Raw genomic sequence first — 13,533 nt, 5'->3', positions numbered from 1 at the left:
GCCCGGTAAGCGAGATCAACAGCCTGCTGAGCCGAGATGTCCCCGTACCCGACCAAATGCCCGGGGGTGTTGTCCACCCCCAACGCGGCCCGGGCCGGCAGCGTGACCTGGACCGTGATCTTGGCGTGCTGGAAGTCCTTACCCGCCAACAAATCCAGCGCCACGTCCGAGCGGAGTTGGTCGATCGTCCGCCCATCCGCGCCGCCGGTGTCCCGCAGCTGGTGGGCGATCGCATCCACCCGTTTCGCCGCGACCTGAACCCGTGCCGCCGACCCGTGCACGGTGAGCACGGAACACCCGTCCTCGGTCGGATAGGTGTCCACCCGACGTTCCGCCATCCGCTTCTCGTGCAGCGCTTGCAGGGCGTCGGCGTTCACCCGCGCGACGATTCGTCGCAGTGCGTGGCAGAGCTTGACGGCGGGCATCTCCTCGACCCGGTCCAGGATCTCTCCCTCCACCACCGCCGCATCCGCAAGCGACAGGGGCAGGGTCGCATCAGCGATCTTCGAGGCTCGGTAGGGGTCGAGGCGGCCGGCTTTGATCGCCGCCAACGTCCGCGGCAACCGGGTGGCCAGGGTGACCGCGAGGTCGAGGCGGTGTTGCGCGGCGCGGGGTGAGATCACCAGCAGCGCCGCGACCTCCAAAGCATCGAACTCGCTGCCGCTGGCCGCCGCGAACACGGCGAGTTGTTCCAGTGAGTGTCCCTCGTTCTGCCAGGCCGCTCGCGTGAACCCGCGTGCCGTCGCCAGCGGCACCGCCGCCGGCGACGCGCCCTCGGGTAGATCCACAAACGGTTCGTACATGTGGTCGATTCTACCGGAGGTCGGGTGCAATTTCCGTTGTGTGGCAAGGGTTTCACCCCATCGGGTCGGCACACACCCACCGTGTCCGCAGGCGGAACTCAGACCGCCACCTCTCCTGGCCACTGACGTGACCAGCGAGCACGGGACTGTCGCCGTGATCCCGCACCGGCGCAGATGACCACGGAACCACGGAAACAATCATCTAGCGGGAGGCGTCGAGCAGCCGGTGCGTCTCGGCGATCCGGTCGTAGGACCTCGGCTCGGCGACCGCGGCCTTCGCTGTCGCCCCGTTCGGGCCGACCGGGGGCTTTCCCTGGGTGTAGAGCCAGGTCGTGAATAGGCTGTCCAAGGACCTGCCGGAGATCCGCTCGGCCAGGGCGATGAACTCGGCGGTCGTCGCCGTGCCGTACTTGTGCTTGGCCGCCCAGGTCTTCAGGATCCGGAAGAACGCGGTGTCGCCGACCGCGGTGCGCAGTGCCTGCAAGGTCATGCCGCCGCGGTCGTACACGGCGTCGTCGAACTGGTTGTCCGGGCCCGGATCGCAGGGCAGGACCTGCCAGAACGGGTCGTCGGCCGGGATCGAGTCGTAGGTGAACTGCGCGACCTCGGCCGGCGTGCCCTCGCCCTGGTAGTCCGACCACAGGTACTCCGCGTAGGTGGCGAAGCCCTCGTTGAGCCAGATCTCCTTCCAGTCCCGCACCGACACCGAGTCGCCGAACCACTGGTGGGTCAGCTCGTGCGCCACGACCGACGTGTTCGCACCTGCGCGGAAGAAGGCCGCGTCGTACACCGGGCGGGTCTGGTTCTCCAGCGCGAAGCCGAGCCCGGAGTCCACGACGCCGCCCTGCGCCTCGAACGGGTACGGCCCGAAGTTCTGCTCCAGCACCTCGATCACCTCGGGCGTGCGCTCCACCGACGCCCGCGCGGCCGGGCCGCTGTCGCCGAGGTCGTCGCCGTACGCGGTGATCACCGGCTGCCCGTTCGGCGCGGTTGCCTCACGCACCTCGTACTGGCCGATCGCGAGGAACGTCAGGTACGGCGCCTGCGGCTTGACGCTGCGCCAGTTCCACCGGACCATGCCGGCGGTCTGCTGCTGCTTGCTCACCAGCGCGCCGTTGGACAGCGCCTCGACGCCCTCCGGCGCGGCGATCGACACGTCGAAGGTGGCCTTGTCCAGCGGGTGGTCGTTGCTGGGGTACCACCACGGCGCGATCTGCGGCTCGTTGACGCCGAGCGCTCCGGTCGGGGTGCGCTGCCAGCCGGCGAAGCCGTACAGCCGGTACGGCTCCGGGGTGTCGCCGTAGCGCACCACCACCGTGATGTTCGTGCCCTTCTTCAGCTTCGCCTTCGGGGTGACGGTCAGCTCGCCGGCGTTGGTGGCGAACGTGGCCGGCACGTTGTTCACCCGCACCGAGGAGACCTCGAGCAGGAAGTCCAGGTTGAACCGGGACAGGTCCTGGGTGGTCCGCGCCAGGATCGTGGTGCTGCCGGACAGCAGGTCCGTCGCCGGTTGGTAGCTCAGCCGGATGTCGTAGTGCGACACGTCGTATCCGCCGTTGCCGTCCAGCGGGTAGTACGAGTCGCCGATGCCGGGTGCGCCGACCCCTCCGGCCGCACCGGCGGGCGGGCCGAACAGCACGGCCACCGCCCCGACCACGGTGCCAGCGACCAACGCACGGGTACTCCGCCTCATGGCACACCTCCACGGCATCGGAACCGGGTGCACCATAGGCCCGCCGAACGCCGCGGCAGTACCGACGAACGTGTGGTCTCACCTGCTGAAACCCCCCAAACCGGACCAGTCGCGACGTACGCACACAATTCCGTGCCTCACCGAAACTTTCGGCTCAAGGATCGAGGCGTACCGGCCGCGAACGCCTGCGGCGGAAGCTGTTTCCCGTGCACCAGCCTTGACCCTGTTCAGCCATGTTCCCTATCGTGTGAATGTTTCGTTGACATTCCGAAACTTTCGGCGCGTGCTTGTCCACCCTCTCTTCAGGGAGATGCGGCATGAGAAGCTCCACGTCCGTCAGGCTCCTGGTCGCCGTGCTCGCCGTGGCGACCGTCGCACCCGCCGTCTCCGCCGGTGCCGCGACCGCGGCGCGGCCGACCACGACCGGCCCGACGACGACCGGTACATCACCGGCACCGCGACGCCCGGGAGCTTTCCCTTGGTGGCCAACGGGAAGGCCGCGCCGATCGTCGTCAGCGCCGCCGACCACGCGGGCGTGGTGCGGGTGGCGGGGGACCTGCGGGCGGACCTGGAACGGGTGACCGGTGTCGCGCCTGCGGTGCTCACCGACGAGGTCCCGCGGCGGGACGCGATCGTGCTCGTCGGGACCATCGGCCGCAGCCCGCTGATCGACCGGCTGGTGCGCGACCGCAAGCTCGACGTCCGCGGCATCGCCGGCAAGTGGGAGACCACGCTCGAGCAGGTCGTGGCCAACCCGCTGCCGGGCGTCCGGCGGGCGTTCGTGATCGCGGGCAGCGACCAGCGCGGCACGATCTACGGGGCCTACGACGTCTCCCGGCAGATCGGCGTGTCGCCCTGGTACTGGTGGGACGACGTGCCGGCCCGGCACCAGGACGCGCTGCACGTGCTGCCCGGCCGGCACACCCAGGGCACGCCCGCGGTGAGGTACCGGGGCTTCTTCATCAACGACGAGAACCCCGCGCTCGGCACCTGGGCCCCCGCGCACTTCGGCCCCGGCCTCGCGCCCGGGCACCCCGGCGGCTTCAACAGCCGGTTCTACGCGCGGGTCTTCGAGACCATGCTGCGGCTCAAGGCCAACTACCTCTGGCCGGCCGTGTGGGGCCGGGCCTTCGCCGAGGACGATCCGCTCAACCACGAGACGGCCACGGCGTACGGCGTCGTGATGGGCACCTCGCACGAGGCGCCGATGATGCGCGGGATCGAGGAGTGGAACCGGCACGCCGTCCCGGCCGTGCGGGACAGCGAGGGCACCATCGTGCAGCCGGGGCACGACCCGTACGGCGGCACGGGCGAGTGGAGCTTCCGCCGCAACGGCGAGGCGATCAAGGCCTACTGGGCCGACGGCGTGCGCCGCATGGTCGAGGAGGGCTTCGAGGGCGTGGTGACCCTCGGCATGCGCGGCAACGGCGACGTGAGCCTGCCCGACGGCGACGGCATCGAGCTGATGGAGAGCATCCTCGCCAGCCAGCGGCAGATCCTCGCCGAGCACGGCCTGGCCGAGGCACCGCAGGTGCAGACGCTCTACAAGGAGGTCCAGCGGTACTGGGACAAGGGCCTGCGCCCGCCCGACGACGTCACCGTCGTCCTCTGCGACGACAACTGGGGCAACATGCGCAAGCTGCCGGACCAGAGCCTGCCCGAGCGGGCCGGCGGGTACGGCATGTACTACCACTACGACTACGTCGGCGGCGGCCGCAACTACAAGTGGGCCGACACGAACCTGCTGCCGAACATCTGGGACCAGCTGAACCAGGCCTACAGCTACGGCGTGGACCGGCTCTGGGTGGTCAACGTGGGCGACCTGAAGAACGAGGAGCTGCCGCTGCAGTTCTTCCTCGACTACGCGTGGGACCCCGACCGCTGGCCGGCGGAGCGCCTGGACGAGTGGGAGCGGCGGTACGCGGCGCAGAACTTCGGGCCGGAGCGGGCGGGCGAGATCGCCGAGGTGCTGCACACCTACGCCCACCTCCAGGCGCGGCGCAAGCCGGAGCTGCTCAACCGGCGGATCAGCGTGGACCCCGAGAAGGACCTCGCCACCGACTCGTCTGCGGTGGTGTACGACGACGAGGCGAGCCCGTTCAGCCTGACCGACTACCAGGAGATGGACCGGGTCACCGCCGAGTGGCAACGGCTGGCGGCCGAGGCCGAACGCATCCGCACCAGGCTGCCCTCGGCCGACCAGGACGCCTACTACCAGCTGGTGTTCTACCCGGTGAAGGCGACGGCCAACCTGTACGCGCTGCGCCGGGCGGAGTTCACGAACCTCCGCTACGCCGCGCAGGGCCGGGCCGCCACGAACGGTCTGGCCGACGAGGCGGAGGCCCGGTTCGCCGAGGACCAGGCGATGTCCGACCACTACAACGACACGCTCGCGGGCGGGAAGTGGCGCGGCTTCCAGACCCAGCCCAAGATTGGCTACGGGGACGTCGAGCGGTACGGCCCGAACGCTCCGTGGCAGCAGCCGGAGCTGAACAACGAGGCGCTGCCGGACGAGATCTTCCCTGCGCCGCAACGCATCGAGCTCCCCGACGCCGCCGACATGGGCGTGGCGGTCGACGGGTCGGACCAGTGGTGGCCGGCGTCGGCCACACCTCCCGTGCTGCCGGCGTTCAGCCCGTACCAGAGCCAGCCCGCGCAGTACATCGACGTGTTCAACCGCGGCGCGACCGCGTTCGACTACACGATCAGGCCGGCAGAGCCGTGGCTGACGGTGCACCCTCGCTCGGGCCGGGTCGACGAGCAGACCCGGGCGACCGTGCGCGTCGACTGGTCACGCGCGCCGCGCGGCCGCACGACCGTGCCGATCACGGTGACCGGGAACGGTCGCAGCGTGGTGGTCCAGGCCGTGGTGGACAACGTCACCCGGCGGGACGCGACCGGCTTCGTCGAGGCGAACGGGTACGTGTCGATGGAGGCCGAGCACTACGCCAGGGCGGTCGACACCGGGTCGGTGCGGTGGAAGCGCATTCCCGACATCGGCCGCACGGCGTCGGGCATGGAGCCGTTCCCGGCGACGGCGACCAGCCGGCCCCCCGGCGGCGCGAGCCCGCGGCTGGAGTACGAGATGACGGTGCTGTCCACCGGCCCGGTGGACGTGTGGGTGTACCTGTCCCCGCGGAACAACGCCTTGCCGACCGAGGGCCTGCGCTACGCGGTGTCCGTCGACGACGGTCCACTCCAGACGGTCAACGTCACGAGGGCCACCGGCGCCGACGACACCGCGATGAACCGCCAGTGGGAGCGGAACACCTCGGACAACGTCAACCGCACGGTGACCACTCACGTCATCGACCGGCCGGGGGCGCACACCCTGAAGTTCTGGATGGTCGACCCGACCGTGGTGGTGCAGAAGCTGATCGTGGACACCGGCGGCTTGCGGCCGAGCTACCTGGGCCCACCGGAGAGCCGCCGCCGGTAGCTTATTGTCGCGGCGTGACGAAGTTGATCGACCCGCCGCGGCGGGTGCTGGTCGGGCTGGTCGTGGTGCTGGTGCTGGCCGCCGTGGTCGGGGGCAGCGCGCTCGCCGAGCGTGGTGTCGAGCCGGCGCCGGCCTCGGCGCCCGCGGACGGGTTCAGCGCCGAGCGCGCGCTGGTCCACCTGGAACGGTTCGCCGACGAGCCGCGGCCGCTGGGCAGCCCGGCGAACGACCGCACCGAGGGCTACCTGGTCGACCAGCTCCGGGCGGCGGGGCTCGACGTCGAGGTCCAGCACGCGGTCGGGGCCCGCGCGGCGGACGGGCTCGCGGTGTTCGGGCGGGTCGACAACATCGTCGCCACGATGCGGGGCACCGATCCGACCGGCACCCTGCTGCTCGCCGCACACCACGACTCCGCCGCGACGGGGCCGGGCGCCTCGGACGACGGGGCCGCGGTGGCCGCGATGCTCGAGACCGTTCGTGCGCTGCGCACCGGCGACCGCCCGCGCAACGACATCGTGCTGCTGATCACCGACGGCGAGGAGGACGGGCTCCTCGGCGCCGACACGTTCGTCCGCGAGCACCCGCTCGGCCGCCGCGGGGGAGTGGTGCTCAACTTCGAGGCGCGCGGCGTCGGCGGCCCGTCGCTGATGTTCGAGACGTCCCGGAACAACGCGCGGCTCGTGGAGGCCTTCACCGACACCGTGCCGCACCCGCGCGGCGACTCATCCATGGTCGAGGTGTACCGCCTGCTGCCGAACAACACCGACTTCACCCCGTTCGCGGCGGGCGGGTTCAGCGGCCTCAACTTCGCCTACATCGAGGGGGCGTCGCGCTACCACACCGCGGGTGACTCGATCGTAAATCTCGACCGCGGGAGCCTTCAGCACCACGGCGAGAACATGCTCGCGCTCGCCCGCGCGCTGGGCACCGCCGACCTCGCCACCCTCGAGGCCGACCACGACGACACTTACTTCCGCGTGCTCGGCGTGGCGGTCAAGCTACCCGAACGGGGCCGTCTGGCCGCTCGCGGTGCTGGCGATACTGCTGGTCGCGTTGCTCGCCTGGCTGGCCCGCCGGCGCGGTCTCGTCACCGTGCCCAAGGTCCTGCTCGGCGCCGGGTCCGCGCTCGTGCCGCTGATCGTGTTGTTCGGGCTCGGCCAGCTGCTCTGGACCGTGCTGGTGTGGCTGCGGCCCGCCTACGACACCGCGGGCGGACTGCTGCACCGGCCGGTGGCCTACCACGTCGCGATGATGGCGCTCGGCGTGCTGGCGTTGCTCGGGTGGTACCTGCCGCTGCGCCGCGGGCTCGGTCCCGTCGCCCTGGTGATCGGCGGCCTGGCGTGGCCGGCCGTACTCGGCGTGCTGTGCGCCGCGTTCGCGCCGGGCATGTCGTTCCTGTTCACCATGCCGGCGTTGGTCGCCGCGCTCGGTGCGGTGGCCGCGCTGCTGCTGAACCGTCCACTGTGGTCGGTCGGCGCGGTGGCCGCCGGGCTCGTCGTCGGCACCGCGCTGCTCCCGTACTTCGGCTACATGGCCTTCGTGGCGGTGGGGCTCGCGCTCGGCGGCGCCGGGTCCGTGTTCGTCGTCCTGTTCGGACTGCTCGCGGTGCCGGTCGTGGAGCTGTTCCTGCCCGACCCCGAGCGGGGGATCGGCCGGCGCGTCGCCGTCGCGGTCCCGGCGACCGCGTTGCTCGCGAGCGTCGCGCTGGCCGGAGTCGGGCTCGTGGTCGACCGGCCGGACGCCGGCCACCCCGCGGCCGGCCACCTCGCCTACGTGCTCGACGCCGACTCGGGCCGGGCGTTCTGGGTCAGCGCTGAGCTCGAGCCGACCGCGTGGACCGGCCGCTACGTCAGCGGCCGGGACGTCGGCGGGCTACCGCCGGGCTACCAGCGCGGCGACCTGTGGACCGGGCCGGCCCCGGACATCGACGCCGAAGGCCCCGACGTCGAGGTCCGCTCCCGCACGGGCGGCACCGTCACGGTCCGGGTGACCTCACGCCGGGACGCCGTCGCGTTGACGCTCCGGGTGGACGCGCCGATCACCGAGGCCACGGCCACTGTGGCCGGCGGCGCACCGGTGACCGTGGCGGTCGAGGGCACCCGGGCCGGCACGTGGCCGGGGGAGATCCGGTTCCGTGACCTGCCGGCGGCCGGCGTCGAGCTCACCCTCCGCACGTCGGCCGGCCGGCTCACCGCGATCGACGAGACCCGGGGTCTCACCGGCGTCCCCGGCTTCGAGCCCCGGCCACCCGACGTGGTGGCCGGCACCCGCGACGACGGCGACCTGGTCGCGGTGGCCCGCACCGTCGACCTGTGAGCGCGGCAACGGTTCGGTGTAAAGATGGTGCATGGCTGAATGCGTGCATGTCGACCAGCTCCACGAGGTGACGGCGAGCACCACCGAAGGGTGTACGGACTGTCTCGCGACGGGTGGTCGGTGGGTGCACCTGCGGGAGTGCCTGTCGTGCGGGCACGTCGCCTGCTGTGACTCCTCCCCGAACCGGCACGCCAGTGCCCATTTCGCGAACACCCAGCATCCGGTGATGCGCTCGTTCGAGCCGGGTGAGGACTGGCGATGGTGCTTCGTCGACCAGGTCATCGTCTGAGGGTCGGCTGAGGATCGAGTGAGGGTGGCATGCACGGTCTGGCGCTGATCGGCCTGCTCGCCGGGTCGTTCGCGGTCACGGCGCTGGCCCGCCGGTTCGGCGGCTCGCCACCGCTGGTGCTGGTGGTGGTGGGGCTCGCGGTCTCGTTCGTGCCCGGTCTGCCGGACTACGAGATCGACCCCGAGCTGGTGCTGCTGCTCGTGCTGCCGCCGCTGCTCTACTCCGCCGCGCTGGACAGCTCCTACCTGAGGATCAGGGACGACCTCCGGGCGATCTCGCTGCTCTCGGTGGGGCTGGTGCTCTTCACCACCGCCGCGGTCGGGCTCGTCGCGTGGTGGCTGGTGCCCGGGCTGCCGCTCGCGGCCGCGCTGGTGCTCGGCGCGGTGGTCGCCCCACCGGACGCGGTCGCCGCGGCCGCCGTCGGGCGCCGGCTCGGGCTGCCCCGGCGGATCATGACGATCCTCGGCGGCGAGAGCCTCGCCAACGACGCGACCGCGCTGACCGCCTACCGGGTCGCCGTCGCGGTGGCCGCCGGCGCGACCTACACGATCTGGCAAGGGCTCGGGGTCTTCGTGCTGGCCGCCGTCGGCGGGGCGGTGGTCGGCTGGGCGATCGGCTGGGTGGTGCACCGGGTCCGGCTGGCGCTGCGCGACGGCGTGCTGGAGAGCGCGGTCGGGCTCATCGTCCCGTTCGCCGCGTACCAGCTCGCCGAGGAGGTGCACGCCTCCGGCGTCATCGCCGTGGTGGTCTGCGGCCTGTACCTGGGGCATCTCGCGCCGCGGGCCGGATCCGCCGCGCGGCTGCAGGAGCAGGCGGTGTGGAAGGCCGCGGACACCTTGCTCGAGTCACTGGTGTTCGCGCTGATCGGCCTGCAGCTGCGCGGAGTCGTCGACGGCATCGACGGCGGGCTCGGGTCACTGCTGGTCACCGGTGCGGTCCTGACGCTGGTCGCGATCGTCGCCAGGGTGGTCTGGGTCTTTCCCGCCACCTACCTCCCGCGCCGGCTGTCGCGGCGGATCCGGACCCGCGACCCGGCCCCGCCGTGGCGGTACCCGGCGGTGATCTCGTGGGCGGGGATGCGCGGCGTGGTGTCGCTCGCCGCCGCGTTCGCGATCCCGCTGACGACCGACTCGGGGGCCGCCTTCCCCGGCCGGGACGCGATCCTGCTCCTCGCGTTCATCGTCACGGTCGGCACCTTGCTGGTGCAGGGCTTGACGCTCCCGTCGGTGATCCGGCTGCTCGGCGTGCGCGGCGAGGAGGGCATGGCGGACACCCTCGCCGAGGCGCAGGCAAAGCAGGACGCGTCCCGCGCCGCCCTCGAACGTCTCGACGAGCTCGACAGCGGTGACCCGCTGCACGAGGGCGCCGTCGCCAAGCTGCGCCACGGCACCGAGGCGCGCAGCAACGCGGCGTGGGAACGGCTGGGGCGCTCGTCGCCGGAGAACGACGAGACCCCGAGCGCGTTCTACCGGCGGCTGCGCCGCGAGATGCTGGCCGCCGAGCGCGCGGTGTTCGTCCGGCACCGGGACGAGCGGCGCATCGACGACGAGGTGTTCCGCCGGGTCCAGCGGGAGCTGGACCTCGAGGAGTCGATGCTCGAACGCGAGTGAATAGGCTGGCCGTATGGACCTGACTTCTCGGAGACCCCGGTGAGCAAGCCGGTGTTGCTCACCGTCGACGACGACCCCGGGGTGTCCCGCGCGGTGGCGCGCGACCTGCGCCGCCGCTACGGCGAGGCGCACCGCGTGGTCCGGGCGTCGTCCGGGCAGGAGGCGCTCGAGGCGCTCAAGGAGCTCAAGCTGCGCGGCGACCCGGTGGCCGCGATGCTCGCCGACTACCGGATGCCGGAGATGAACGGCATCGAGTTCCTCGAGCAGGCCATGGACCTGTTCCCCCGGGCGCGGCGGGCGCTGCTCACCGCCTACGCCGACACCGACGCGGCCATCCAGGCGATCAACCTGGTCGACGTCGACCATTACCTGCTCAAGCCGTGGGACCCGCCGGAGGAGAAGCTCTACCCGGTCGTCGACGCGCTGATCGAGACGTGGCGCAGCGCGGGCGAGACCGCGGTCGAGGAGATCAAGATCGTCGGTCACCGGTGGTCGGCCCCCTCGTTCGCCGCCCGGGACTTCCTGGCCCGCAACGCCGTGCCGTACCGGTACTACAGCATCGACGAGCCGGAGGGCAGGCGGCTGCTCGACGCGGCCGCGGCCGACCCCACCGAGATCCCCGTGGTGATCACCACCGAGGGGCGCGCCCTGCTCGCCCCGACCGACGCCGAGATCGCGGCCGCCGTGGGGCTCACGGTCGACCCGGCGACGGACTTCTACGACCTGATCGTGGTCGGCGGCGGACCGGCCGGGCTGGGCTCGGCGGTCTACGGGGCGTCCGAGGGGCTGCGCACGCTGCTGGTCGAGCGGCAGGCCGCGGGTGGACAGGCGGGGCAGAGCTCCCGGATCGAGAACTACCTCGGCTTCCCCGACGGGGTGTCCGGCGCGCAGCTGACCGACCGGGCCAGGCGGCAGGCGGTCAAGTTCGGGGCCGAGATGCTCACCGCGCGCGACGTGACGGCGTTGGAGGTGCGCGGCTCGGCGCGGGTGGTGCGCTTCGGCGACGGCAGCAGCATCTCCGCGCACGCGGTCATCCTCGCCACCGGCGTGTCCTACCGGAACCTGGCGGCACCCGGGGTCGCCGAGCTCGCCGGCCGCGGGGTCTTCTACGGCTCCGCGACGACCGAGGCACCCGAGTGCGCCGGCCGCGACGTGTACATCGTCGGGGGCGCGAACTCGGCCGGCCAGTCCGCGGTGTTCTTCTCCCGGCACGCGCGCTCGGTCACGCTGCTCGTCCGCGGGGACTCGCTCCGGTCCTCGATGTCGCACTACCTCATCCAGCAGCTCGACGCGATCGACAACATCGCCGTGCGCACCGGCACCAGCGTCGGCCAGGCGATGGGCACCGACCACCTCGAACAGCTGCGGCTGGACCACGCCGACGGGTCGGAGGTCGTCGACACGAGCCACATGTTCATCTTCATCGGCGCCGCGCCGCGCACCGAGTGGCTCGACGGCGTGGTGCGGCGCGACGAGCGCGGGTTCGTCCGGACCGGCCCGGACCTGCTGGTCGATGGGCAACGCCCGGCCGGCTGGACGCTCGACCGCGACCCGTACTACCTGGAGTCCAGCGTCCCCGGGGTGTTCGTGGCGGGCGACGTCCGCGCGCAGTCGGTCAAGCGGGTCGCGTCCGCCGTCGGCGAGGGCGCGATGGCGGTCACTCTGGTACACCGGTACCTGGAGGAACGGTGACCGGAAACCCACGTCACGCGAGAGGAACTGCGCGAGCTGTTCCTGTTCGCGGACCTCACCGACGGCCAGCTCGACTGGATCGCCGCCAACGGGGACGTCATCGCGTGCGCCAAGGGCGCGGCGGTGTCGGTCGAGGGTGAGCCCGCGGCGTGCTTCCACATCCTGCTGTCCGGGACGCTCAGCATGGTGCGCACCGTGCGCGGCGACGAGGTGGAGACCGTCCGCTCCGACCAGCGCGGGGTGTACTCCGGCGCGGTCCGTTTCTACCTGGACGACCAGGTCACCCAGAACTACGCGGCGACCGTACGCGCGGTCACCGACTGCGAGTTCCTCGCGCTGCCCGCCAACGAGTTCGCGGCGAAGTTCCGCCAGTGGTTCCCGATGGCGGTGCACCTGCTCGAGGGGCTGTTCGTCGGCACCCGCAACGCCAACGAGCTGATCGGTCAGCGGGAGCGGCTGCTCGCGCTCGGCAAGCTCACCGCGGGGCTCACCCACGAGCTCAACAACCCGGCCGCGGCCGCGGTCCGGGCGAGCGAGACGTTGCGGGAGCGGTTCGCCGGCATGCGGCACAAGCTGGCGCTGCTCGCCGACGGCACGATCGACGGCGAGCAGCTGCGCAAGCTCACCTCGATCCAGGAGAAGTTCATCGAGCGGATCGCCACCGCGGAGTCGCTCACGCCGATCCAGGTGTCCGACCGCGAGGACGAGCTGGGCGACTGGCTCGACGAGCGTGCGGTGCCCGGCGGGTGGGACCTCGCGCCCGTGTTCGTCGCGGCCGGCATCACGACCGACGACCTGACGGACCTCACCAACGCGGTGGACGCCGGCTTCCTCGAGCCCGCCCTGCGCTGGCTCGCCTACACCGTGGAGACCGAGAACCTGCTGCTGGAGATCAAGGACAGCACCACCCGGATCTCCACGCTGGTCGGCGCCGCCAAGCAGTACTCCCAGCTCGACCGCGCCCCGCACCAGAACGTCGACCTGCACGACGGTCTCAAGGCCACCCTCGTCATGCTGTCCGGCAAGATCAAGCCCGGGGTCAGGCTGGTGAAGGACTTCGACCGGACCCTGCCGAAGGTGCCCGCGTACGCCGCCGAGCTGAACCAGGTGTGGACGAACCTGATCGACAACGCGCTCGACGCGGTAGCCGGCGACGGCACGGTCACGATCCGCACCGCGCGCGACGGCGACAACGCGCTCGTCGAGGTGATCGACACCGGCCCCGGCGTGCCCGAGGAGCTCCGGCGCCGGGTGTTCGAGCCGTTCTTCACCACGAAGGGCGTCGGGCAGGGCACCGGCCTCGGCCTCGACGTCTCGTGGCGGGTGGTCGTCAACCGGCACGGCGGCGACCTGCGGGTCGTCTCGGCCCCCGGCGACACCCACTTCCAGGTCCGCCTCCCGCTCCGCGCCCCCGAACAGGCCCCGACGACACCCGGGTGACCAATCCGCGGGCGCGCGTCGTCCGACTGCCGAGTTCTACGAAACGCTCGGTTTTCGGATGGGCAAGCGAGATGACAACCAGGTCACCTGTGGCGAGCCGGCCGACAGCTAAGGGCTCGTAGTAAAATAACTTGGGTTTTGGCCTCGGGGTGTTTATGGTCTGTGCTATGAGCCTGGTCATGGATTCTCTCGAACGCCGCTATGACGCGGTCAAGCCGCATCTGACTGAGCGGCAACGTCGGGTCTGGCTT

General features: G+C 71.6%; 9 protein-coding genes and 1 pseudogene. 7 read left to right on the top strand and 3 right to left on the bottom strand.

All coding sequences use genetic code 11. From position 1 onward, the window contains the following. Both GEV28_RS38735 and GEV28_RS38730 read right to left on the bottom strand, forming a co-directional pair. On the bottom strand, nucleotides 1-803 hold an 803-nt coding region (locus GEV28_RS38735; RefSeq protein WP_291418753.1), incomplete at its 3' end, for a DUF222 domain-containing protein. Nucleotides 804-1,005: 202 nt separating this feature from the next. Further along, nucleotides 1,006-2,496, bottom strand: coding sequence for a M1 family metallopeptidase (locus GEV28_RS38730; RefSeq protein ID WP_291418750.1), 1,491 nt, complete (start codon nucleotides 2,494-2,496; stop codon nucleotides 1,006-1,008). A gap of 310 nt (nucleotides 2,497-2,806) precedes the next feature. On the opposite strand from GEV28_RS38730, the gene GEV28_RS38725 reads away from it, so the two are divergent. Further along, nucleotides 2,807-5,935, top strand: coding sequence for a glycosyl hydrolase 115 family protein (locus tag GEV28_RS38725; RefSeq protein ID WP_291418748.1), 3,129 nt, complete (start codon nucleotides 2,807-2,809; stop codon nucleotides 5,933-5,935). Between the two features lies 1 nt (nucleotide 5,936). Here the strand turns inward: GEV28_RS38725 and GEV28_RS38720 are convergent, their stop codons facing one another. Then, complete coding sequence (locus GEV28_RS38720) at nucleotides 5,937-6,170, bottom strand: hypothetical protein (protein WP_291418746.1); 234 nt, start codon at nucleotides 6,168-6,170, stop codon at nucleotides 5,937-5,939. 124 nt (nucleotides 6,171-6,294) lie between these two features. Between GEV28_RS38720 and GEV28_RS38715 the strand changes: the two are divergent. The 6 genes and pseudogenes from GEV28_RS38715 to GEV28_RS38690 form a co-directional block, all read left to right on the top strand. Next, nucleotides 6,295-6,786 (top strand): annotated as a pseudogene (locus GEV28_RS38715) (M20/M25/M40 family metallo-hydrolase); the annotation flags it as partial. 178 nt (nucleotides 6,787-6,964) lie between these two features. Then, the gene (locus GEV28_RS38710; protein WP_291418744.1) at nucleotides 6,965-8,251 is read left to right on the top strand and encodes a hypothetical protein; all 1,287 of its coding nucleotides are present in this window, start codon (nucleotides 6,965-6,967) and stop codon (nucleotides 8,249-8,251) included. A 31-nt stretch (nucleotides 8,252-8,282) separates the two neighbouring features. Further along, the gene (locus GEV28_RS38705; protein WP_291418742.1) at nucleotides 8,283-8,540 is read left to right on the top strand and encodes a ubiquitin carboxyl-terminal hydrolase 14; all 258 of its coding nucleotides are present in this window, start codon (nucleotides 8,283-8,285) and stop codon (nucleotides 8,538-8,540) included. A 29-nt stretch (nucleotides 8,541-8,569) separates the two neighbouring features. Then, nucleotides 8,570-10,150 (top strand): Na+/H+ antiporter, encoded by a 1,581-nt coding sequence (locus GEV28_RS38700; RefSeq protein WP_291418740.1) that lies wholly within the window; start codon nucleotides 8,570-8,572, stop codon nucleotides 10,148-10,150. 39 nt (nucleotides 10,151-10,189) lie between these two features. Beyond that, nucleotides 10,190-11,842, top strand: a complete 1,653-nt coding sequence (locus GEV28_RS38695; protein WP_291418737.1) for an FAD-dependent oxidoreductase — start codon at nucleotides 10,190-10,192, stop codon at nucleotides 11,840-11,842. A 27-nt stretch (nucleotides 11,843-11,869) separates the two neighbouring features. Continuing rightward, nucleotides 11,870-13,282 carry an ATP-binding protein gene (locus GEV28_RS38690; protein WP_291418755.1) on the top strand — a complete coding sequence of 471 codons (1,413 nt, stop codon included), beginning with the start codon at nucleotides 11,870-11,872 and terminating at the stop codon, nucleotides 13,280-13,282. The last annotated feature ends 251 nt before the right edge of the window (nucleotides 13,283-13,533 follow it).

The sequence above is a fragment of the Actinophytocola sp. genome, from assembly GCF_009379765.1.
Classification (GTDB): Bacteria; Actinomycetota; Actinomycetes; order Mycobacteriales; family Pseudonocardiaceae; genus Actinophytocola.
This window is presented reverse-complemented; position numbering and strand designations above follow the sequence as displayed.